This is a genomic window from Knoellia sp. Soil729 (assembly GCF_001427985.1).
Classification (GTDB): Bacteria; Actinomycetota; Actinomycetes; order Actinomycetales; family Dermatophilaceae; genus Knoellia.
Window position 1 is genome coordinate 610,232 of the sequence record NZ_LMSA01000002.1, and the last position, 19,750, is coordinate 629,981.

At 70.9% G+C, this 19,750-nt stretch carries 21 protein-coding genes; 5 read left to right on the top strand and 16 right to left on the bottom strand.

From position 1 onward, the window contains the following. Nucleotides 1-30: 30 nt before the first annotated feature. The 4 genes from menE (at nucleotide 31) to ASG74_RS07910 (ending at nucleotide 3,451) form a co-directional block, all read left to right on the top strand. A complete protein-coding gene (menE, locus tag ASG74_RS07895) occupies nucleotides 31-1,212 on the top strand; it encodes an o-succinylbenzoate--CoA ligase (protein WP_056141151.1) in 1,182 nt (393 codons plus the stop codon). A 4-nt stretch (nucleotides 1,213-1,216) separates the two neighbouring features. Next, complete coding sequence (locus ASG74_RS07900; protein WP_056141153.1) at nucleotides 1,217-1,465, top strand: PLDc N-terminal domain-containing protein; 249 nt, start codon at nucleotides 1,217-1,219, stop codon at nucleotides 1,463-1,465. Nucleotides 1,466-1,477: 12 nt separating this feature from the next. Continuing rightward, complete coding sequence (locus tag ASG74_RS07905) at nucleotides 1,478-2,362, top strand: 1,4-dihydroxy-2-naphthoate polyprenyltransferase (RefSeq protein ID WP_056141156.1); 885 nt, start codon at nucleotides 1,478-1,480, stop codon at nucleotides 2,360-2,362. A gap of 168 nt (nucleotides 2,363-2,530) precedes the next feature. Beyond that, on the top strand, nucleotides 2,531-3,451 hold the full coding sequence (locus ASG74_RS07910) for a hypothetical protein (RefSeq protein WP_056141159.1): 921 nt from the start codon (nucleotides 2,531-2,533) through the stop codon (nucleotides 3,449-3,451). Nucleotides 3,452-3,487: 36 nt separating this feature from the next. On the opposite strand, the gene ASG74_RS07915 is transcribed toward ASG74_RS07910, so the two are convergent. The 8 genes from ASG74_RS07915 to ASG74_RS07950 are packed head-to-tail and all read right to left on the bottom strand — an operon-like array spanning nucleotide 3,488 to nucleotide 10,343. After that, complete coding sequence (locus tag ASG74_RS07915; protein WP_162252790.1) at nucleotides 3,488-3,811, bottom strand: DUF4229 domain-containing protein; 324 nt, start codon at nucleotides 3,809-3,811, stop codon at nucleotides 3,488-3,490. Nucleotides 3,812-3,818: 7 nt separating this feature from the next. Then, complete coding sequence (ccsB, locus tag ASG74_RS07920; RefSeq protein ID WP_056141165.1) at nucleotides 3,819-4,832, bottom strand: c-type cytochrome biogenesis protein CcsB; 1,014 nt, start codon at nucleotides 4,830-4,832, stop codon at nucleotides 3,819-3,821. Further along, nucleotides 4,829-6,418, bottom strand: coding sequence for a cytochrome c biogenesis protein ResB (gene resB, locus ASG74_RS07925; protein ID WP_056141168.1), 1,590 nt, complete (start codon nucleotides 6,416-6,418; stop codon nucleotides 4,829-4,831). Before resB ends, ccsB begins: the two co-directional genes overlap by 4 nt. Then, a complete protein-coding gene (locus ASG74_RS07930) occupies nucleotides 6,418-7,167 on the bottom strand; it encodes a cytochrome c biogenesis CcdA family protein (protein ID WP_056141171.1) in 750 nt (249 codons plus the stop codon). Before ASG74_RS07930 ends, resB begins: the two co-directional genes overlap by 1 nt. 10 nt (nucleotides 7,168-7,177) lie before the next feature. Next, nucleotides 7,178-7,798: a TlpA family protein disulfide reductase gene (locus ASG74_RS07935; protein WP_056141174.1), complete on the bottom strand. Its 621-nt coding sequence runs from the start codon at nucleotides 7,796-7,798 to the stop codon at nucleotides 7,178-7,180. Continuing rightward, nucleotides 7,795-8,457 (bottom strand): histidine phosphatase family protein, encoded by a 663-nt coding sequence (locus tag ASG74_RS07940; protein ID WP_056141177.1) that lies wholly within the window; start codon nucleotides 8,455-8,457, stop codon nucleotides 7,795-7,797. The genes ASG74_RS07935 and ASG74_RS07940 overlap by 4 nt, the downstream gene beginning before the upstream one ends. A 34-nt stretch (nucleotides 8,458-8,491) precedes the next feature. Continuing rightward, on the bottom strand, nucleotides 8,492-9,832 hold the full coding sequence (gene hemL, locus ASG74_RS07945; RefSeq protein WP_056141179.1) for a glutamate-1-semialdehyde 2,1-aminomutase: 1,341 nt from the start codon (nucleotides 9,830-9,832) through the stop codon (nucleotides 8,492-8,494). Between the two features lie 16 nt (nucleotides 9,833-9,848). Then, nucleotides 9,849-10,343 carry a MarR family winged helix-turn-helix transcriptional regulator gene (locus tag ASG74_RS07950; protein ID WP_056141182.1) on the bottom strand — a complete coding sequence of 165 codons (495 nt, stop codon included), beginning with the start codon at nucleotides 10,341-10,343 and terminating at the stop codon, nucleotides 9,849-9,851. Nucleotides 10,344-10,480: 137 nt separating this feature from the next. On the opposite strand from ASG74_RS07950, the gene ASG74_RS07955 reads away from it, so the two are divergent. Beyond that, entirely contained in the window at nucleotides 10,481-11,023 is a 543-nt protein-coding gene (locus tag ASG74_RS07955; protein WP_056141184.1) for a YceI family protein, read from the top strand. Between the two features lie 82 nt (nucleotides 11,024-11,105). On the opposite strand, the gene hemB is transcribed toward ASG74_RS07955, so the two are convergent. From hemB to ASG74_RS07995, 8 genes are all read right to left on the bottom strand, one after another. Beyond that, complete coding sequence (gene hemB / locus ASG74_RS07960) at nucleotides 11,106-12,071, bottom strand: porphobilinogen synthase (RefSeq protein WP_056141187.1); 966 nt, start codon at nucleotides 12,069-12,071, stop codon at nucleotides 11,106-11,108. After that, nucleotides 12,068-13,693, bottom strand: a complete 1,626-nt coding sequence (locus ASG74_RS07965; protein WP_056141189.1) for a uroporphyrinogen-III synthase — start codon at nucleotides 13,691-13,693, stop codon at nucleotides 12,068-12,070. Before ASG74_RS07965 ends, hemB begins: the two co-directional genes overlap by 4 nt. Nucleotides 13,694-13,696: 3 nt before the next feature. After that, nucleotides 13,697-14,668 carry a hydroxymethylbilane synthase gene (gene hemC / locus ASG74_RS07970; protein WP_056141192.1) on the bottom strand — a complete coding sequence of 324 codons (972 nt, stop codon included), beginning with the start codon at nucleotides 14,666-14,668 and terminating at the stop codon, nucleotides 13,697-13,699. Continuing rightward, nucleotides 14,665-15,990 carry a glutamyl-tRNA reductase gene (locus ASG74_RS07975; RefSeq protein WP_056141195.1) on the bottom strand — a complete coding sequence of 442 codons (1,326 nt, stop codon included), beginning with the start codon at nucleotides 15,988-15,990 and terminating at the stop codon, nucleotides 14,665-14,667. The genes hemC and ASG74_RS07975 overlap by 4 nt, the downstream gene beginning before the upstream one ends. Further along, nucleotides 15,987-16,679 carry a redox-sensing transcriptional repressor Rex gene (locus ASG74_RS07980; protein WP_056141199.1) on the bottom strand — a complete coding sequence of 231 codons (693 nt, stop codon included), beginning with the start codon at nucleotides 16,677-16,679 and terminating at the stop codon, nucleotides 15,987-15,989. The genes ASG74_RS07975 and ASG74_RS07980 overlap by 4 nt, the downstream gene beginning before the upstream one ends. Before the next feature lie 298 nt (nucleotides 16,680-16,977). Next, nucleotides 16,978-17,241 (bottom strand): glutaredoxin family protein, encoded by a 264-nt coding sequence (locus ASG74_RS07985; RefSeq protein ID WP_056141202.1) that lies wholly within the window; start codon nucleotides 17,239-17,241, stop codon nucleotides 16,978-16,980. 14 nt (nucleotides 17,242-17,255) lie between these two features. Continuing rightward, a complete protein-coding gene (locus ASG74_RS07990; protein ID WP_082569595.1) occupies nucleotides 17,256-18,698 on the bottom strand; it encodes a 1-acyl-sn-glycerol-3-phosphate acyltransferase in 1,443 nt (480 codons plus the stop codon). Beyond that, complete coding sequence (locus ASG74_RS07995; RefSeq protein ID WP_235498854.1) at nucleotides 18,698-19,723, bottom strand: NAD-dependent epimerase/dehydratase family protein; 1,026 nt, start codon at nucleotides 19,721-19,723, stop codon at nucleotides 18,698-18,700. The genes ASG74_RS07990 and ASG74_RS07995 overlap by 1 nt, the downstream gene beginning before the upstream one ends. Between the last annotated feature and the right edge of the window lie 27 nt (nucleotides 19,724-19,750).

Sequence of the window (19,750 nt, forward strand, 5' to 3'; positions counted from 1 at the left end):
CGATGCGGCGCGCTGCCTAGAGTGGTCCGCATGAGGATCGAGCCGCTCGCGGTGCCGGGCGGCGCGGCGGTGGCGACGGTCCTGCCGCGTCTCGCGCGAGCCCTCGAGGGTGGTCACCCCATTGCCCCGTATGCCGCGGGCTCGCCTCCCCCACAGCTGCCACCCCACGATGTGGCCGGGCTCCCTCGAGACCTGGGCGTCGTCGTGGGGACCTCCGGGTCCACGGGCCAACCCAAGCGGGCGATGTTGGGCGCAGGCTCCCTGCACGCGAGCATCAATGCCACCCATACCCGGCTCAGCGGCCCCGGTCAGTGGCTTCTCACCATGCCGGCCCACCACATCGCCGGGCTCCAGGTGCTCCTGCGCTCCCTGGTCGCCGGGACCACTCCCCACGTCATGGACCTCGGTGGGGGCTTCACTCCGTCGGCGTGGACCACCGCCGTCGACGCCATGCCGGCAACGGACCGGCCGACCTATGTCTCGCTCGTCCCCACCCAGCTGACCAGGCTGCTGGCCGACGCAGGTGCCACCCAGCGCCTGACGACCTTCGCCGCCGTCCTCGTCGGGGGTGCGGCCACCCATCCCGACCTCCTGGCCAGGGCTGCGGAGGCCGGAGTGACCGCCGTGACGACCTACGGAATGAGCGAGACCGCGGGCGGCTGCGTCTATGACGGCGAGCCGCTGGACGACACCACGGTGCTCGTCGACCATGACGGCCGCATCCACCTCGGCGGGGCAACGTTGGCGCACGGCTACCTCGGTGATCCCGCGCTGACCGCCACCGCCTTCCCCTCTTTCGGGACGCGGCTGGGCCGCGTGTTCCGTACCGACGACGTCGGCCATGTCGACGACAACGGGCGGCTCCACGTCGACGGGCGCATGGACGACCTGGTCAACACGGGAGGCCTCAAGGTCGCACCCCGGATCGTCGAGGAGGCCGTGGCCCGGCTCCCCGGCATCGCCGAGGCGGTTGCCGTGGGCATCCCCGACCCGGAGTGGGGCCAGGCCATCGCTGTCGCCGTCCGGCGCGGCGCCGGCAGTGCACCCAGCCACCCCCTCACGGTGGGCGAGCTGCGCGAGCAGCTGCGCGGCATACTGCCCGACCATGCCCTGCCCAGAGCGCTCCTGGAGATCGAGGACCTCCCGACCCGCGGGCCCGGCAAGCCCGACCGTGCGGCCGTGATCGCGCTGTTTGCCGGCGTGGGAGAATGAACACGTGCTCCGCTTCCTGCCCGTGCTCATCGGCCTCGCGCTCTCGATCTACTGCGTCGTCGACTGTGTCCAGAGCGACGACAGCCAGGTCCGGGGCATCCCCAAGCTCGTGTGGGTCTTCGTGATCCTGCTCTTCCCGTTCGTCGGGGCGATCGCGTGGCTCGTGGCCGGCCGCCCCAAGGCGACGCCGACCGTGCGTCGGCAGATGCCACGTGGACCGGACGACGACCCCGACTTCCTCAAAGGACTGTAGGCACCCACTTCCATGGCCACGTTCCAACAGTGGGTCGCCGGTGCGCGCCCTCGTACGCTCTTTGCCGCCGTGGCTCCCGTCATCATCGGCACGGCAGCCGCCGCCCAGCACTCCGAGCCCAGCTACGCGATCGCCATCCTCGCCGGCGTCGTGGCCCTCGCCCTGCAGATCGGCGTGAACTACGCCAACGACTACTCAGACGGCATCCGCGGCACCGACGACTCGCGCGTGGGGCCGGTGCGCCTCGTCGGGCAGAGGCTGGCCCGGCCCGAGAGCGTCAAGGCAGCGGCGTTCCTCACGTTCGGTTTCGCGGCGATCGTCGGGCTGGCGCTCGTCGCCATCGCCGAGGCGTGGTGGCTGCTTCCCCTCGGCATCGCCTCGATCGTGGCGGCATGGAAGTACACCGGCGGCGACAACCCTTACGGCTACATGGGGCTCGGCGAGATCTTCGTCTTCGTGTTCTTCGGCCTCGTCGCCACGCTCGGAACGATGTATGCCGAGACCGGAACCCTCACATGGTTCGCCGTGGCTGCGGCCGTCGGGGTCGGCGCCATCGCCTCGGCGATCCTCGTCGCCAACAACCTGCGTGACATCCCGACCGACAGCGAGACCGGCAAGCACACGCTGGCCGTGCGTCTGGGCGACCGGGGCACCCGCTACCTCTGGCTGGGGCTCATCGTCACCAGCGTTCTCGCCGTCGGCGTCATGGCGATCTGGCAGCTGTGGGCCCTGCTCGGGCTGGTCGCGGTGCTCACGATCTACCGGGGAACCCAGGTGGTCATGGGCGGCGCCCAGGGGCGCCAGCTCGTGCCGGTGCTGGGCTCGACCGGCAAGTACGAGCTGGCCTACGCGGTCGCCGTCTTCGCGGGAGTCCTCATCGCGCGCACCATTGCCTGAGCCCGCGCGCAACCCCACGTCCCGTCAGACGCGGGCACTGGGCCGCCCCTGACAGGACACACCTCAGCACGCCTCGGCCTGTCCACAGGACGCAGCTGAGCCGTCGACTGTCCACAGGCACCCTCGCGCCGCTGGAGTCGAGGCGGCCGAGCAGCCACCCTCATCCGTATGTCCCGCACGAGATCGACCGAACGACAGCGCCTCGCCGCTGAGCTCGCCGCCGACCACGATGGCGTCGTCCATCGGGCCGATCTCCGTGGTCTGGGCGTCTCGCGGCACGAGGTGCGCGTCGAGGTGGAAGCAGAGCGCTGGGTGTGCGTCGGCCGGAACACCGTGCGCATCCTCGCCGTCGGGACAGGCCTGCGTGCCCCACTGTGGACAGCAGTGTGGGAGAGCGGCTGCGGCGCGGTTCTCGATGGGGCAGCCGCCCTCGTCGCGCAGGGGATGAAGGGGTTCGACCTCGCCACCATCGATGTGGCACTGCCCAAAAGCGCGAGGGTCCACCCCCTCAGCGGCGTCACGCCACATCTACGCCGGGACCTGGGACCGGTCATGGGCTCGGGTCTGCCCCGGACTCGCCCGGAGAACGCCCTCATCCGCGCTGCACAGTGGGCGCGGTCGGATCGGCAGGCGGCCCTGCTCGTCTGCCTCCCAGTGCAGCAGCGACTGGTGCGGCCGGCCGATGTACTCGCAGCGTGGGCTGCGGTGCAGCGATCCCCCCGCAGGGTGCTGATCGGCTCGGTGCTCCGAGACGTCTGCGACGGCGCCCACTCGCTGGGAGAGCTCGACTTCGCTGGGTGGTGTCGTGCCTACGGCTTGCCGCCACCTCGACGGCAGTCCGTGCGCGTATCACCCACGGGGAGGGTGTACCTCGACGTGGAGTGGGATGGCCTCGTCGTCGAGATCGACGGGGGCCACCACTTGGCGGGGCTCAACCCCATGGACGACGCGCTGCGTGCCAACGAGGTCGTGCTCGACGGCACACCCGTACTGCGGTTGCCCGTGCTGGGGCTGCGGCTGCAACCGGAGGCCTTCATGGCGCAGGTCCGGCGGGCAGTCGAGCGCTATGTCCTGCCAAGTGCGGCCTAGGACCCGCGCTTGGCAGGACACAACGCCGCGCGCGGGTCAGCGGAAGTCGGTGTCCGGGTCGGTCCTGCTCGCCGGCTGGGCGGGGTGGGGCGCCGTCGAGTGCTCGACCTCCGCGTCCTCGGCGGCCTCGTCGGCGCCTTCGGCCCGCTTGTGCTCCAGACGGCGGTCGACGCGCGACGCGATGTCGGCCGAGGCCCGCTGACGGAACGGCTTGAGCACAACTGCCGAGATCAGGAGTGACGCGAACGCGGCGATGATGACGGCGAGGACCTGGTCCTCGCGGTCGCGCAGGCCGAGCAACCAGACCAGCGACAGACAGCCGATGAAGACCATCGTCCGCAGGATCAGGTAGCGCACCATGGCCATGTCAGAGGCCCGAGTAGGAGTGCTGGCCGACGAAGTACACGTTGACCACGGCGTAGTTGATGATGATGCACGCGAAGCCCGCGACGGCCACCCAGGTCGCTGCCTGCCGGCGCCAGCCGCGCGTCACCCGAGCGTGCAGGTAGGCCGCGTAGACGACCCAGATGATGAAGGTCCAGACCTCCTTGGGGTCCCAGTTCCAGTAGGAGCCCCACGCCTGACGCGCCCAGATGGCGCCGGCGATGACGGTGAACGTCCACAGCGGGAACGCGATGATGTGCAGCCCGTAGGCAAGCCGCTCGAGCACGCGTGGCTCGGGCAGCGCACGCAGCACCCGTGGCCCCCCGCCCCCGGTGCCGAAGTGGTCCTTGGCGAGGTAGAGCGCGGCGATGACGAAGCCGACGGCGAAGAGCCCGACCGAGATGGTCGCCACGGTGACGTGGATGATCAGCCAGACGCTCTTGAGCGAGGGCATGAGCTCAGCGGCCTCGGTGTACCAGACCGTGTTGGCGAGCCCGAGCAGGATGAGGACCGGCGCGACGACGAAGACGCCGAGCCAGCGCAGGTCACGACGCAGACCGGAAACTACGAAGACGACCATCGTGAACAGCGCCGCGGCAACCCCGAACTCGAACATGTTGCCCAGCGGCCAGCGCTCCACCGAGGCCCCGCGCAGGGCGGCGGAGGCGAAGAGCAGCACCGTGCCGAGCAGGGCCAGGGTCTGGGCGATGCCACCGGCCTTGCGCGCCCGCAGCGGCACCTCGGCGTCAGGGGCCGCCGAGGGTGTGGAGCGCTCGGCCACCGAGGAGCCCGGAGCCGACCCACCACCGGCGGCGGCCACCAGCTCGCGGTCGCCCGCGGTGACGGTCGCGTTCTCGTCGGAGGACTCACCCGCCGCGTCGCGCGAGGGCAGCAGCCCGGCGAGGTAGCCGGCATACCCGAGCATGGACAGCGTCAGGACGGCCATCGCCGAATAGAGGCTGAGGTTGGCATAGGTCGCCAGGTTCTCGTGCGTCACGTGCGTCGTTCCTTCAGTCGCGTGAGGACATCGTCCAGGAGCTCGTCCATGCCCTCGTCGTCGTCCTTGGCCAGGCCGCCGACACTCACTACGGTACGGCCCTGTTGCTCGGCGGGCGCAACCCGCACGAAGACCCGGCGCCGACGGATGGTCAGCGACAGGATGAGCCCCAGCAGCGCAGCCAGCGCCGAGACCAGCGTGAGCTCCTTGCCGGGGTCGTTGCGGATGGAGATCCCGGCGAAGCGCTCGACCCCGTCGAAGGTGATCGTGCCCTGCCCACCGGGCAGCGTGTACGTCTGGCCCGGGGTCAGCCAGATGCGCAGGAGGTCTGTGCCCTCCTTGTTCTTGAGCTGGGTCATGCCCGAGGTGTCGAGCGAGTAGACCGACTGCGGCCGCCCGCCCGGGAAGAGCGTGCCCTCGAACGCCGAGAGCGCGAGCGCCGGCTCGAGCGCGTCCGGGAAGATCGAGTGCGGGCCCTGCTTGTCGAGCACCGCCGTCGGCAGGAACAGCCCGGCGAACCCGAGCTGCTTGCCCGCCGGCCCGGCCCCGGCGACCTTGACCGCACCCACCGACGTGTAGTTGTTGTCCTGCGCGAGGAACGGCGTCGCGTCGGAGTAGGTCACGTTGCCCTGGGCGTCCTTGACGGTGATGTGCGGCGCGTAGCCGTTGCCGAGCAGGAACGCCGTGCCACCACCGGTCTCCAGCGGGCCGTTGACCCGGATGACCTTCTTCTCGACCTTGGCTCCTGGCGCCTTCTGGAAGTCGACGTATGCCGTGAAGTCCCGTGGCGAGCCGAACTGGCCCTTGCCCTTGACGTCCCTCTCGAACTGCGCGTCGAAGCGGGTGAGCTTCATCGTGAACGGGGTGAAGTCGGCGGGGTCGACGAGGGGGCCCGGGCTCAGCGTGTCGAAGCGGGCCGCCGTGTTGGCGAAGGTCTGCCCCACCGGGAGGATGACGTCGCCCTTCCACCCGAAGAGGTGCCCGAAGGCCACGCCCAGGATGACCCCGATGAGCGAGAGGTGGAACAGGAGGTTGCCGGTCTCCTTGAGGTAGCCCTTCTCGGCGGAGACCGTGGTGTCGTCGTGCGAGTGGGTGCGGAACCGGCCGGACCTCAGCGCACCCCGGACGTCCTCGAGCACCTCCTCCGGCGAACCGTCGAGCGTCACCGACTCGTGAGCGGCCAAGCGCTCCAACCGCTTCGGCGCGCGCGGCGGCTGGGAACGCATCGCCTTCCAGTGGACCTTGGACCGCGGCAGCACGCAGCCGACGAGCGAGACGAAGAGCAGCAGGTAGATGGCGGCGAACCACGGCGAGGCATAGACCTCGAAGAAGCCGAGCCGGTCCAGGATCGGGCCGGCGGTCTCGTGCTGGGCGATCCACTCCGTCGTGCGCACGACGTTGATCGAGCGCTGGGGGAAGATCGAGCCCGGCAGCGCGGCGACGGCGAGCAGGAGCAGCAGGAAGAGCGCGGTGCGCATCGAGGTGAGCTGCCGCCACGCAAAGCGGAGCATCCCGAGAGCGCCCAGCGTGGGCTGGGTGATGTCGTCGTCGCGGCGGGGGTCGTTGGGCTGGGTGGACAGGCTCATCAGAGCGCCACCTCGAACCCGTTGATCAGCTCGGTCTGGACCCAGCGCATGAGGTCCTCCCAGACACCCGTGACGAGGAGGATGCCGATGGCGATGAGGAACCCGCCGCCGACGACCTGCACCGCGCGGTGGTGACGACGCACCCACGTTGACGCCCGGTCGAACCGCTCCAGGCCAGCCGCCGCAAGGATGAACGGCAGCCCCAGGCCCAGTGCATAGGCGGTCGCCAGGGTGACGGCACGCCCTTGGCTCGGGTCCGTCACCGATGCCGACATCGCGAGCACGGCTCCGAGCGTGGGGCTGGTGCAGGGCGCCCAGCCGAGGGCGAACACCGCACCGAGCACGGGAGCGCCGAGCAGGCCGGCGCGCGGCCGCCACTTCGGGCCGAACTGGCGCTGCGAACCGGCGCCGGCCCCCACCCCGAGGAAGACGAGGCCCATGAGGATGACCAGCACTCCTCCCACCCGCATGAGCACCTGCCGGTGCTCGGTGAGGGCGCGCCCGAGCGAGGCGACGAAGAGGAACATGAGGATGAAGACGACGGTGAACCCGAGGACGAACAGCAGGGCACCCAACACCATGCGGCCGCGCGAGCGCTGCTCGAGCGCCGTGTCGCTCAGCCCGGTGACGTAGCCGAGGAAGCCGGGCACGAGGGGCAGCACGCACGGTGACGCGAACGAGACGAGCCCGGCGAGCGCCGCCACGAGGACGGCGAGCGGCAGGGCTCCAGAAGCGATCGTGTCGGTCATCGGCGTCGCGTCAGGAGGCGAGCACGTCGTCGATGAGGCCGCGCAGCGTCGTCTCGGTCACGGCTCCGTTGGCGCGGGCGGCGACCCGGCCCTCGCGGTCGAGGATGAGGGTCGACGGAGGGCTCGTCGGGGCCTGGCGCCCGAAGGCGAGGATGAGCACGCCCGACTCGTCGCTCAGGCTGGGGTAGGTCATCTTCTGGGTGCGCACGAACGCCGCACCGCGCTGGGCGTCCTCCCGGAAGTCGATGCCCATGAACTGCACCGGCTTCTTCTGCGCCTGGACGTCGGTCCAGACCTTCTCGAGTGCGGGGACCTCCTCGATGCAGGGCGGGCACCACGAACCCCAGAGGTTGACCACGACGACCTGCTTGCCGCGCTCCGACGCGCTCGACCACTGGCGGCCGTCGAGGGTCGTGCCCTCGAGCGTGACCGGCTCGAGCCGCTTGTCGACCGGGATCTGCTCGATCGCACCGTTGCCGGCGATGTAGCCCTTCTGGTCACCCTTCTTGGCCTGCTCCGCGATGGAGTTGGGGTCCGAGGAGCAGGCCCCAAGCGTGGCCAGGGCGGCGGCAGAGGCGAGGGCCAGAGCGGCACGCCGCGACACGGCATACCGAGGGATTGCAGGGGTCATGCACCGGCTCCCGAGTGGGCGAGCGGAAGCAGGGCGGCGGCCGGCTCGCTGTAGGCAAGCGACTCGAGCTCGTTCCCGCGGTAGGTCAAGGAGGTGAGCGAGGCCAGGGTGCACTCGCGCCGGCGCGGGTCGTGGACGAAGCGACGCCCCTCGATGGCCAGGCGAAGCATCCAGATCGGCGCCTGGTGCGACACGATCACCGCCTCGTGCCCACGGGCCAGGTCACGCGCGGCGTCGACGGCCTGCTGCATGCGGGCGGCGAGGTCGACGTAGGGCTCACCCCAGGACGGACGCATCGGGTTGACCATGAGCTTCCAGAGCTTGGGGTCACGGAAGATGCCCTTGCCGCCGGCGACGGCCCGCCCCTCGAAGGCGTTCTCGGCCTCGAGGAGGCGCGGGTCGAGCTCGATCTCGAGGCCATGGCTCGCCGCGATCGGGGCCGCGGTCTCCTGCGCGCGCTCCAACGGGCTCGAGATCACGTGGGTGATGTCGTGGTCGGCCAGGTGCGTCGCGACGAGGTCGGCCATCTCGCGACCCAGGGCGGAGAGGTGGAACTCGGGAAGGCGCCCATAGAGGATGCGGTCGGGGTTGTGGACCTCGCCGTGCCGCACGAGGTGCACGACCGTGCGGTCGGCTGCGATCGGGTTCCCGGCGGTCATGGGAGAAGTGTCGCAAACCAACCTGAGCGTCCGATCAACCGGAGTGGGCGGCCGCGCGGGCCGCTGCGGGGAGGGCGTCGAGGATCACACCCACCGCCTCCTCGTCGTGCGAACCGCTGACGAACCACGCCTCGAACGCGCTCGGCGGCAGGTGGACTCCCGACTCGAGCATGGAGTGGAAGAAGCGTCCGTATGCCGCGGTGTCCTGGTCGCGTGCCTCGTCATAGTTCGTGACCGGCGAGTCGCGGAAGAAGACCGAGAACATGGAGCCCGCCCACTGGACGGTGTGGGCGACGCCCTCTGCGGCAAGGGCAGTACGCGCGGCGTCCGCGATGGTGTGCGCGGTGGTCTCGAGGCGGGGATAGAGCTCGTCCGTGCAGCCCCGGAGGGTGGCCAGCCCCGCGGCCGTGGCCACGGGGTTGCCGCTCAGCGTGCCGGCCTGGTAGACGGGGCCGACCGGGGCGAGGTGGGCCATGATCTCGGTGCTCGCACCGAAGGCGGCCGCCGGGAAGCCGCCACCCATGACCTTGCCGAAGGTGAAGATGTCGGGTGCGCCACCGGCATACGGGCCCTCGAGGCCGAACCAACCGGCCTTGCTGCACCGGAAGCCGGTCATCACCTCGTCGGAGATGAGCAGGGCGCCGTGCTCACGGCTGACCCGTCGCAGGGCTTCGGTGAAGCCGCGTGCGGGCGGGACGACACCCATGTTGCCCGCGGCAGCCTCGGTGATGACGGCCGCGATCTCACCCCCGCGAGCCGCGAAGACGGCCTCCAGCGCTGCAACGTCGTTGTAGGGCAGGACGATGGTGTCGGCCGTCATCTCGGCCGGGACACCCGCGGAGTCCGGCAGGGCGAGGGTGGCCAGGCCCGAGCCCGCGGCGGCGAGCAGGGCGTCGACGTGGCCGTGGTAGCAGCCGGCGAACTTCACGATGACGGCCCGGCCGGTGACGCCCCGGGCGAGGCGGACGGCACTCATGGTGGCCTCGGTGCCCGAGGACACGAGGCGGACCTGCTCCAACGGCTCGATGCGCGCGACGATCTCCTCGGCGAGGAGGACCTCGTTCTCGCTGGGCGTGCCGAAGGAGAAGCCCTTGGCTGCGGCCGTCCGCACGGCCTCGAGCACGTCCGGGTGGGCGTGCCCCAGGATCATCGGCCCCCAGGAGCAGAGCAGGTCGACATATCGCTTGCCGTCGACGTCGGTGAGCCAGGGCCCCTGCGCGGAGGCGATGAACCGGGGGGTGCCGCCGACGGCCCGGAAGGCGCGCACCGGCGAGTTCACGCCGCCGGGGATGACGCGGGTGGCTCGCTCCAGCAGCGCCGCGGAGGCGGGCGCGTCGGAGTCGGGGGCGGTGGAGGGGGCAGGGCTGGGCGTCATGCGTCCATTGTCGCGCTCAGGCGATCTGGTCGTCCGCCCGGGCACCCGGCACGAGGTGGGCGCGCACGACCGCGAACGCTTCGTGCAGGGCCGCCATCTGCTCGGGGGTGAGCAGGTCGATGAAGTTGCTGCGCACCGATGCGACGTGGGTGGGCGCCACGCGCTCGATCATGCGACGGCCGTCCTCGGTGAGGGCAAGGGCCACTCCCCGGCCGTCCTCGGGCGTGCGCTCTCGCCGCACCCAGCCACGCCGCTCGAGGCGCTTGGCGGTGTGCGTGACCCGGCTGCGGCTCTGGACGATGAGGTCGGCCAGCACCGACATGCGTGCCCGGTCGCCCTCCTGCTCGGAGAGCATCGAGAGCAGCTCGTACTCCGGCAGGCTGATGCCGAACTCGGTGAGGTCGAGGTCGAGCGCCACCTGCAGCTCACGGTGGGCACGCAGATAGGCCCGCCAGGCCTGTTGCTCCTCCTGCGTCAGCCAGCGGGTCGCGGGAGTCTCCTGGGCGGCCACGACCGCATGCTAGCGAACCGTGACGACTCCCCTGCCCCGTTGCGGAAACACATCTTGTGGAGATTATTGAAATATCTATGAGATTGGGAGTGTTGAAACCCCTCGACAGGAACCACCCTTCTCTCAAGGAGTCGCACATGAGCACCACCATCACCGAGCAGCAGATCCCCGCCGGCACCTGGGTCGTCGACGCCTCCCACACCGAGGTGGGCTTCGTCGCCCGCCACCTCATGGTGAGCAAGGTCCGCGGCACCTTCCGCGAGGTCTCCGGCACGGTCGAGGTCGCGGAGGACGTCACCCAGTCGGTCGTCGACGTCACCGCCCAGATCGCCTCCGTCGAGACCGGCAGCCCGGACCGCGACACCCACCTCAAGAGCGCCGACTTCTTCGACGCCGAGCAGTTCCCCACCATGCACTTCGTCTCCACGTCCTTCGACGGTGACACGCTCACCGGCGACCTCACCATCAAGGACGTCACCAAGCCCGTCACGTTCGACGTCGACTTCGGTGGCGTCGGTCAGGACCCGTGGGGCAACACCAAGGCCGGCTTCGAGGCCACCACGACCGTCAACCGCAAGGACTGGGGCCTCACCTGGAACGCAGCGGTCGAGGGCGGCGGCGTCCTCGTCTCCGAGAAGATCACCATCAACATCGACGTGCAGCTCGCCAAGCAGGCCTGAGCTTCACCCGCACCACGGACTTGTTGCCCGTTTGGCCAGTTGCGAAGCACTGGCCAAACGGGCAATACGTCGTTCAGGGGGGTCAGCGCAGGCGGCTTGCGACGTCGAGGGCGCTGTAGGTGAGGATGATCTGCGCGCCCGCCCGCTTGATGTGGAGCAGTGACTCCAGGACCGCGCGGTCCTCATCGATCCAGCCGCGTTCCGCTGCCGCCTTGATCTGGGCGTACTCGCCCGAGATCTGGTAGGCCGCGACCGGCACCGGCGACAGCTGGGCCGCCAGCGCGATGATGTCGAGGTGGGGCTGCGCGGGCTTGACCATGATGATGTCGGCGCCCTCCGCGAGGTCGAGCTCGATCTCGCGTGCCGCCTCGTGCGCGTTGGCGGGGTCCTGCTGGTATGCCGCCCGGTCCCCTTGCAGGGACGACTGCACCGCCTCGCGGAACGGGCCGTAGAGGGCGGAGGTGTACTTCGCGGCATACGCCAGCAGGATCATGTCCGTGAAGCCGGCCTCGTCGAGCGCCTCGCGGACGTGGGCCACCTGACCGTCCATCATGCCGCTGAGGCCGAGGACGTGTGCGCCCGTGCGGGCCTGGGCCAGCGCCATGGAGGCATAGCGCTCGAGCGTGGCGTCGTTGTCGACGCGCCCGTCGGCGGCGAGCACTCCGCAGTGACCGTGGTCGGTGAACTCGTCCAGGCACAGGTCGGACATGATGACGAGGTCGTCCCCGACCGCGTCGACGAGGGCTCGCAGCCCGACGTTGAGGATGCCGTCGTCGGCGTCCGCTCCGGACCCGACGGCGTCCTTGGCCTCCGGGACACCGAAGAGCATGATGCCGCCGAGGCCGGCCTCCACGCACCGGTGCGCCTCGGCCACGAGCGTGTCCAGGGTGTGCTGGAGGACGCCCGGCATGGCCGCGATGGGCACCGGCTCGTCGATGCCCTCACGCACGAACACGGGCAGCACGAGGTCGGCCGGGTGCAGCCGGGTCTGGGCGACGAGCCGGCGCACTGCCGGCGACTGGCGCAGCCGGCGAGGACGGTGGATCACTTCGCGCGGCGGCGAGCCGTGGGCCGCTTCTGGCTCGGACGCATGGTGCTCTCGCCGGCCTCCGCAGCCGTCAGCGCGAGCGAACGACCGTGGTCGGCGAGGGCGTCGACGAGCTCGTCGGCGCTGGGCTCCGGCGCGAGGACGTCGACGCGCAGACCGCACTCCTCGGCCGTCTTGGCGGTGGCCGGTCCGATGCAGGCGATCACCGTGGAGGGGTGCGGCTTGCCGGCGATGCCGACGAGGTTGCGCACCGTCGAGCTCGAGGTGAAGACGACCGCGTCGAAGCTGCCGCTCTTGATGGCGTCGCGGATGTGCGCCGCCGGTGGAGCCGCCCGCACGGTCCGGTAGGCGGTGACGTCGTCGACCTCCCAGCCCATGCCCTGCAGCCCGGCGACCAGGGTCTCGGTGGCGATGTCGGCGCGCGGCAGGAAGACGCGGTTGATCGGGTCGAGCAGGTCGTCGAAGGGCGGCCACTCCTCGAGCAGGCCCTTGGCGGACTGCTCACCCTCGGGCACGAGGTCGGGGTTGATGCCCCAGTCGCGCAGGGCGTCGGCGGTGACCCCACCAACGGCGGCGACCTTGAGCCCGGCGAAGGAGCGGGCGTCGAGACCGAACTCCTCGAACTTCTCGCGGATCGCCCGCACGGCGTTGACGGAGGTGAAGCCGACCCACTCGTAGCGGCCGGTCACCAGGCCCTTGACGGCCCGCTCGATCTGCTGCGGGGTGCGGGGCGGCTCGACGGAGATCGTGGGCACGCTGGTCGCCTGCGCGCCGTAGCGCTCGAGGCGGCGGACCATCGAGCCCGACTGGTCCTTGGTGCGGGGCACGAGGACGTTCCAGCCGAAGAGCGGCTTGGTCTCGAACCACGAGAGGTTCTCGCGCAGGGACACCGTCTCGCCGACGACCGCCAGGGCGGGGAACTGCATGGACTTCGCAGCGGTCGCGACCTCGGCGAGGGTCGTCGTGATCGTCACCTGCTGCACGGTGGTGCCGCGCTCGGTGATGGCGACGGGCGTCTCGTCGGCGCGACCGGCGCCGCGCAGGGCCTCGAGCGTGCGCACGAGCGTGTCGGGCTGGCCGAGCACCACGACGGTGACCGACGGGTCGATCGCCACGGCGATGTCCTTGAGCTTCTCGCCGGCGGTGATGATGTGGATGCCCCGCGAGCTCGTCGTCGTGAGCGGCACACCGGCGTAGGTCGGGACGGCGCTCACCGCACTGACACCCGGGACGACCTCGAAGGGCACGCCGGCCTTGACGCAGGCCGCAGCCTCCTCGGCGAGACCGTTGAAGGTGGCCGGGTCGCCATCCATGAGTCGCACGACGAGGCCGCGCGGGTGGGCCTTGGCGGCCTTGACGACGAGCTTTGCGCGCGAGGCATGGGTGAGCGGCTGGCCGTGCTCGCCGTGTCCGGCGTCGACGATCTCGACCCCCTCACGGGCGTGCCGCGCGACGACGTCCTCGCGGGCGACCTGGTCGATGACGACGGCGTCGGCCTCAGCGAGGTACTCGAGTGCCCTGACGGTCATCAGTCCGTCGTCCCCTGGTCCGGCGCCGACGAAGGCGACCCTTGCAGGGGTACGTGCGGTCGTGGTGGGTCGGCTCGAGCGGGTGGTGCTCACAGGTCACGCTCCGTGGCGTTCGTTAGGTGCAGAAAGGACGGTGTTGATCGTGCTGACGGTGCTGAAGGACGTGAGGTCGGCGGCGCCGTCCTCGAGGAGCAGGCGAGCGAGCCGGCGACCGACGGAGGACGCCTCGGAGGGACTGCCGGTGGCCGACCTCCGGATGTCACCGGCGCCCTCGGGGCTCGCGACGACGGCGCGCAGCGAGAGCTCGTCACCCGCGTCACCGAGGACGATCTCGGCAAATGCCCCGACGGGGGCGGAGCAGCCGGCCTCGAGCTCGTTGAGGACGGCACGCTCGGCGTCGACGCAGGCGCGGGTGTCGGGGTCATCGAGAGCGGCGACGGCGTCGCGGGTGGCGGCGTCGTCGGCGCGGACCTCGACGGCGAGGGCGCCCTGGCCCGGCGCCGGAAGCATCTGGATCGGGTCGAGGACCTCGGTGACGACTCCGTCACGCCCGAGGCGGCGCAGGCCGGCGTGGGCGAGGACGACGGCGTCCAGGTCACCGCTCGTGACGCGACCGAGCCGGGTCTCGACGTTGCCGCGCAGCTCGCGGATGTCCAGGCCCAGGCCGAGCGCCTCGAGCTGCGCCCGGCGGCGCGGTGAGCCGGTGCCGACCGTCGCGCCCGCGGGGAGCTCACCGAGGGTGAGGCCGTCGCGAGCGACGAGGGCGTCTCGGGGGTCCTCACGCAGCGGGACGGCGGCGACGACGAGGTCCTCCTCGGGCGTCGTGGGCAGGTCCTTGAGGGAGTGCACGGCGAGGTCGACCGAGCCGTCGCGCAGCGCGTCGCGCAGCGCCGACACGAACACGCCTGTCCCGCCGAGGGTCGCCAGCGGGGTGGTGCGGTCGCGGTCGCCGGCGGTCGTGATCTCGACGAGCTCGACCTCGTGGCCGAGGGCGCGCAGCTGGTCCGCGACCCAGGTGGCCTGGGTGGTGGCGAGGGTCGAGCGTCGGGTGCCCAGGCGGAGCCTCATCGCTCGGCCCCCTCGTCCTCCGGCGCGACGAGCATGGGCGGTGTCGAGACCACGGAGACCTCGCGCGGGTCGAGGTCGAACAGCTCGCTCAGGGCCTTGGCGTAGCTGCCGCCCTGGCCGTTCTGTGCCATCTCCTTGACGCGCACGGTCGGGGCGTGGAGCAGCTTCTCGATGATGCGGTGGACGGCCCGCTGGACCTCGGCGCGGTCACTGTCGCTCAGTTCGGGCGTGCGGCGCTTCAGACGGCTCATCTCCCGGTCCACGACCTCCTGCGCCCGCGAGCGCAGCGCGGCGACGGTGGGCGCGACGGCTTCGGTGGAACGCTCGGTGAGGTAGGCCGCGACCTCACCCGTGACGATGTCGCGCGCATCGCGCACCTGGGGGACGTCACCGGCGTCGCTGAGCATCTGGCCCAGCTCGGCGAGCCCGATGCGGGTGGCTCCCTCGAGGTCGGCCACGGCCAGGTCGACGTCGTGCGGGAGGGCCAGGTCGATGAACACCTGCGGGCGACCACCGCGCGAGGCAGCCGCGGCCGCGACGTCACGGGAGGTGAGGACCACGCCGGTGGCGCCGGTGCTCGAGATGATGATGTCGGCGTCGGCCAGGGCGTCGAAGCGGGCGTCCCAGGGCAGGGCGCGGCCTCCGACCCGCTCGGCCAGGCGCTCTGCCCGGGCCAGTCCACGGTTGGCGATCGTCACCGACGCGGCACCCGCGTGGCTCACCGTGGTCGCCGCGAGGGCACCCATGCCACCCGCCCCGAGGACGAGCACGCGAGCGTCACTGATGGAGCCGACGACCTCACTGGCCGCAGCGAGCCCGGCGCCCACGAGGGAGCGGCTCACGTCGTCGATCCCCGTCTCGGTGTGGACCCTCTTGCCGACGCGAAGTGACTGCTGCAGAAGGGTATTGAGCGATGGGCCGACGTGGCCGCGGCGTTGCGCGCGGGTCAGGGAGTCGCGCAGCTGCCCGAGGATCTGGGCCTCACCGACAGCCATCGAGTCGAGGCCGGCGGCGACGGAGAACGCATGGGCGATGCCGCGGTCCTCGTAGTGGACGTAGAGGTGGGGCTGGAGGTCGGCCAGGGCCACACCCGTGGCGGCCGCCAGGGCGTCCGAGACGTCGGTGAGGGCTCCGTGGAAGGTCAGCCCCTCGGCATAGACCTCGGTGCGGTTGCAGGTCGAGACCACGACGGACTCGACGACGTGCTCGGAGGAGACGATCGCGGCCTCGAGGCGACCGCGGGCGGCCGGGTCCAGGACCGCGGACTCGAGGAGCTCCATCGGGGTGCCGTGGTGGGACAGGCCGAGGACGAGCAGGCTCACAGGGCCACCTCCTCGACCTCGGTCTTGGTGACCAGGTCGAGCTCACCGGTGCGCCGCTGCTCGTGGAACGCGAGGATCTGCAGCTCGGTCGACATGTCGACCTTGCGCACCATGACGTCGTCCGGGACGTCGAGGACGCAGGGAGCGAAGTTGAGGATGGAGCGGACCCCTGCCTTCACGAGACGGTCGGCGACGTCCTGCGCGGAGTCGGCCGGGGTGGCGATGACACCGATGGCGAGGCCATCGGTGCGCACCAGCGCCTCGACGTCTCCCATGGGCCGGATCGAGCGCTCCCCCACGGGCGTGCCGACGAGCGCGTCGTCGTGGTCCAGCAGGGCGATGACGTTGAACCCGCGGGTGGCGAAGCCGCTGTAGGCGGCCAGCGCGCGACCCAGGTTGCCCATCCCGACGATGGCCACGGGCCAGTCCTGGGTGAGGCCGAGGGCGGTGGAGATCTCGTAGGCGAGCCGGTCGACCTCGTAGCCGACACCGCGCACGCCGTAGGAGCCGAGGTGGGAGAGGTCCTTGCGCAGCTTGGCCGAGCTCACGCCCGCGGCCGAGGCCAGCTCCTCGGAGCTCACCGAGCTGATCCCGCGTTCGGCGAGGTTGGTGAGCGCCTGGAGGTATCCCGGAAGTCGAGCCACGGATGCGTCAGGAATGCCCCTGCGAGCTGCGACGACGGCGGACACGTGGCCTTCGACTCCTGTCTGGACGCTGTGGTGGTGCCTGTTCAGGGTACGCACTTGTGAAGCCTTGCACAAAGTCGTGATCCGACCCCGAGACGCACGGCTCACCCCGTTCTGGTACAAGCGCCTTGCGGAACCGCTTGCACCCCTTGCGTATGCCGTCCGCTCGCCTTGGCGCTTGGGCTCCACGCACGTATGCCGTTCGCCGCTGTCCCATCCGCACTCGCGCGCTGAGCGCGCTTCGCGCTCCCGCCAGACCCAGCCAGCGGCGACCGACATACGTGCGTTTCGCCTGAGTCGCCTAGCGCTGGGGCTGGGTCAGGGCTGCTCGCAGGCGGGCCTCGTTGACTCGCCAGAAGTCGTGCTGCTTGCCGTCGACCAGAGTCACCGGGATCTCCTCGGCGTAACGCGCCATCAGGTCGGGGCGCTCCAGGATGCTCAGTTCGTCGAAGGACTCACCCAGGTCTTCGGTGACTCTCGCGATGATCCGCCTTGCGTCGTCACAGAGGTGGCAGCCGGGCTTGCCGATCAAGGTGACGCGCGGCGGGACGGGAGCGGACGGCATACGCGAACCTGGCCTCAGAAGAAGACGGAACGTCGCTGCATGAGCAACGAGTAGAGCGTCTGCTGGATCGTCTCGCGCACCTGGTCGGTGAGGTCGAAGACGAGCATCGGGTCCTCGGAGGCCGCCGGGCCGTGGCTGGCGGTCTCGATGGGCGCACCGAACTCGATGATCCACTTGCTGGGCAGCGGGATGAGCCCGAGCGGCCCGAGCAGCGGGAAGGTCGGCGTGATCGGGGCATAGGGCAGACCGAGCAGGCGTGCCACGGTCTTCATGTTGCCGAGAATCGGGGCGATCTCCTCGGCGCCGACGACGGAGACCGGGATGATCGGGACCCCCGCCTTGAGCGCCGCTGCGACGAAGCCCCCACGGCCGAAGCGCTGCAGCTTGTAGCGCTCCTTGAACGGCTTGCCGACACCCTTGAAGCCCTCGGGGCAGACACCGACGAGCTCGCCCTTGGCGAAGAGGCGCTCGACGTCGGCGGTGGTCGCGAGCGTCGAGCCGCCCCGGCGGGCGAAGGCACTCACGAACGGGGTCTGGAAGACGAGGTCGGCCCCGAGCGCGCGCATGACGCGGTGCTGGGGGTGCTCGTCGTGGATCGCCTGGGCGATCATCAGCGCGTCGATGGCGATCGTCCCGGAGTGGTTGGAGACGATGAGGGCGCCACCGTCGGCCGGGATGTTCTCGATGCCCCGCACCTCGACCCGGAACCAGTTCTTGTAGATGGGGCGGAGCAACGGGAAGATCACGTTCTCGGCGAAGTGCTCGTCGTAGCCGAACTCGTCGACCGAGTAGTCCCCCTCGATCCGGCGGCGCAGGAAGGCCAGCGTCGCGGCGACCCGTCGCTCGATCTCGTCGGGCGAGAGCCCGGCGCCCTGCGCGGCCAGGCGCATGGCAGCGATCGAGGCGCCCAGCAGCTCCTCGATGCCGGGCACGGGCAGCGACATGTCGGTCTGCGTGGCGGTGGGGTCCGGTGACGGCTTGGCGGTCGGCGCGGGAGGTGTGGCGACCCGCAGGTGGCGCCGAGCGGCCTCGTCGGCAGCGCGCTTCGCGCGCGGGCTCTGCGGGCGTATGCCGGCCTGCCTGGATGCCTTGGACGACGCCTTCGAGACCGCTTGCGGTCGCGGTCGGTGGGCCGCACGCGGCGAGCTCGCTGCCGAGGGAGTGGCCGTCACGCCTGCCTCGGCGCTGGCCCGAGGGCTCTCCTGCGCGGACAGCAGTGGGGTCGACCGGCGGCGGGCGCGCTCGCCGGAGGCGCGAGCCGCTCCGGCAGCGACCGACGGCGTCGCCTTCTTGCGGGGCTTCGCCGGCGCCTTCGCCGCGGTCGCCTTCGCCGGCGCCTTCGCCGACGGGGCCTTGGCCGGAGTCCTTGCCGCAGCCTTCCCCGGTGCCTTGGCAGTTTTCGCCGGGGTGCGCTTCGCGGTCTTGGCCGCGGTGGCAGCGGCCTTCTTCGTGGCCATCAGTGCGTCCCTCGGGTCGGTCGGGCCAGGACGTGCTGCGCGGCACCGACGATCCCGCCGACCGCGCCGCTCACGGCGTCGAGCGAGGGATAGATCGGGCTCACGGTGCGGGCGAAGTCCTCGAACGCCGCCCGCGTGGTGAAGGTGGGGGTGAAGCCGAAGCTCTCGCGCATGACCGTCGTGTCCATGCCGCGCCCGTAGGCGAGGAAGGACATCTGGTCGGGGCTGAAGTCGACGAGGCCCAAGCGCTTGCCCAGCCCCCCGAGGGGCCCGGCTGCTGCCATGGGGACCATGACGACCGGCCGGCGGGCAATCGCGGCCGCCTGCAGCGCGGTGAGCACGCCGTCACCGGCGAGGTTCACGACACCCGTTGCCGAACCCGTCACGCCACGGACCAGCGCCGCGATCGCGTCGTCCTCGTGGATGAACTGGAGCCGGGCGTCGAAGCCGAACGGCACCGGGATGACGGGCAGGTTGAAGTAGTCCGTGATGGAGGTGCGGATGCGCGGACCGACGATGTTGGCAAAGCGCAGCGTGAGGATCTCCGCGTCCGGACGGCGCCGGGCGAAGCCTCGCACGTAGCCCTCGACCTCGATCGAGTCCTTGCCGAAACCCGAGGACGGCAGGCGCTTGGCCGACATCTCCTCGGTGAACATCGCGGGGTCCCGCGGCGTCGAGCCATAGACCGCGGCGGTGGACTTGACGATGAGCCGCTTGACCGACGACGCCTTCTGGCAGGCAGCGAGCAGCTGCATGGTGCCGATGACGTTGATCTCCTTCTGCGGAGTACGTCCCCCGGCGAAGGTCGGCGTCGCGATGACGTTGGCGTGCACGACCGTGTCGACGTCGCCCTGGGAGATGACCTTGCCGATCATCGGGTTGCGGATGTCCGCGCGGATGAACTCCGCGCGGCCGAGGTCGCGCGGGGGCGGGATGACGTCGACACCGATGACCTTGTCGACGGCAGGGTCGGCCGCGAGTCGCCGTGCAAGGACGCCACCGACGTGGCGGGAGACTCCTGTCACGAGAACCACTTGTCCCACGGGCGACGA